The following is a 2,096-nucleotide window of genomic DNA, read 5'->3' as shown; positions in this document are numbered from 1 at the left end:
CCTGTATGTGCTGGATGAGCGGCTGAGCCCGGTGGCTCCGGGTGTTGCGGGTGAGCTGTACATAGCCGGTGTTCAGGTCGCTCGTGGTTATGTGAGGCGTGCGGGGTTGACGGCGGAGCGGTTTGTGGCGTGTCCGTTCGAGCCGGGTGTGCGGATGTACCGTTCGGGTGATATCGCGCGGTGGCGGCGGGACGGTCAGTTGGAGTTCCTCGGCCGGGGCGATGAGCAGCTGAAGGTGCGTGGTTTCCGGATCGAGCCGGCTGAGGTCGAGGCGGTGATTGCCGGGCATCCGCAGTTGGCCCAGGTTGCGGTGGTGGCGCGTGAGGACGTGCCGGGTGATGTGCGTCTGGTGGCGTATGTGGTCGTGGATGACCCGGACGGGGACCTGGATGGGTTGCCGGACCGGGTGTGTGCTTTCGCGGCGGGGCGGTTGCCGGAGTACATGGTGCCCTCTGCTGCTGTGGTCCTGGATGCGCTGCCGTTGACGGGTAACGGGAAGCTGGACCGTAAGGCGTTGCCTGCCCCTGAGCTTTCCGGTGGGGCCGGTTCGGGGCGTGGTCCGGCGGACGAGCGTGAGCGGGTGCTGTGCGAGGCGTTCGCCGAGGTGTTGCGGGTGCCTGAGGTCGGTGTCGACGACGACTTCTTCGCTCTTGGCGGTCATTCCCTCCTCGCCGTCCGCCTGACGAGCCGGATCCGTGCGGCGCTCGGCGTCGAGGTGGAGGTCCGTGCCCTGTTCGAGGCCCCGACGGTGGCCGGCCTCGCCGCCCGGCTCACGGGCGGCGAGGTGGCCCGGAAGGCGCTCGCGGCCATGGAACGTCCGGAGCTCGTGCCGCTCTCCTTCGCGCAACGGCGCCTCTGGTTCATCAGCCGGCTGGAGGGCCCGAGTGCGTCCTACAACATCCCGGTGGCGCTGCGGCTGGCCGGTGAGATCGAACGTGAGGCGCTGAACGCCGCGCTGCGGGACGTCATCGGTCGGCACGAGGTGTTGCGTACGGTGTTCGATACCGTCGACGGCGAGCCGTATCAACGAATCATCCGCCCCGACGATCTGGCGTGGGAAATGGAGGTCGTCGAGGTCGCAGCGACCGACCTGGAGGACGCGGTGTCCGCGGCGTTCGGACACACCTTCGACCTGGCGGCGCAAGTACCTTTCCGGGCCTGGCTGTTCAAGACGGGAGCCGGCGAGCATGTGCTGGTCCTGGTGACCCACCACATCGCCAGTGACGGCTGGTCGAAGGGCCCGCTCGCGAGGGACCTGTCGGTCGCCTACGCGGCGCGTCGTGCGGGGCAGGCGCCGGAGTGGGAGCCGCTGCCGGTGCAGTACGCGGACTACACGCTGTGGCAGCGCGAGCTGCTGGGGGACGACCAGGACCCGGACAGCCTCATGACGCGTCAGATCGACTTCTGGCGTGCGGAACTGGCCGAGGTGCCGGAGGAGCTGGAGCTTCCGGTCGACCACACCCGCCCGGCGGCGGCCAGCCACCGCGGGCACGGCGTTCCGCTGGCGATCCCGGCGGACGTGCACGCGCGCCTCGCCGAGATCGCGCGCGCCGAGGGCGTCACCATGTTCATGGTGCTGCAGAGCGCCCTCGCCGTCCTGCTGAACCGCCTCGGTTCCGGGACCGACATCCCGATCGGTACGGCCAACGCCGGCCGTACGGACGAGGCGCTCAACGACCTGGTCGGCTTCTTCGTCAACACCCTGGTGCTGCGGACGGACCTGTCCGGCCACCCGACGTTCGCCGACGTCCTGGCTCGGGTGCGCGAGACAAGTCTGTCGGCGTTCGCCCACCAGGACGTGCCGTTCGAGAAACTGGTGGAGGAGCTGGCTCCCACACGTTCGCTGTCGCGACACCCGCTGTACCAGGTGTCGCTGTCGCTGGAGAACACGGCGGAGGCCGTGCTCGACCTGCCCGGGCTGGAGGCCGGCGGGCTGTCGGCAGGGGAGACAGTGTCGCGGTTCGACCTGGAGGTCGGTCTCAGGGAGGCCTTCGACGCCTCTGGCGCACCGGCGGGGCTGTACGGCGCGGTGGTAGCGGCGGCCGACCTGTTCGAGCCGGGGTCGGTCGAGCGCATCGCGAGCTGGTTCGGCCGCG

The 2,096-nt window shown here is 69.8% G+C and carries 1 protein-coding gene; it reads left to right on the top strand.

Annotated features, from left to right (window positions below):
* Nucleotides 1–154: 154 nt before the first annotated feature.
* A partial coding sequence (locus tag GA0115254_RS34195; protein ID WP_370740988.1) for a condensation domain-containing protein occupies nucleotides 155–2,096 on the top strand: 1,942 nt, incomplete at its 3' end.

The organism is Streptomyces sp. Ncost-T10-10d (assembly GCF_900091955.1).
Lineage (GTDB): Bacteria > Actinomycetota > Actinomycetes > Streptomycetales > Streptomycetaceae > Streptomyces.
This window is presented reverse-complemented; position numbering and strand designations above follow the sequence as displayed.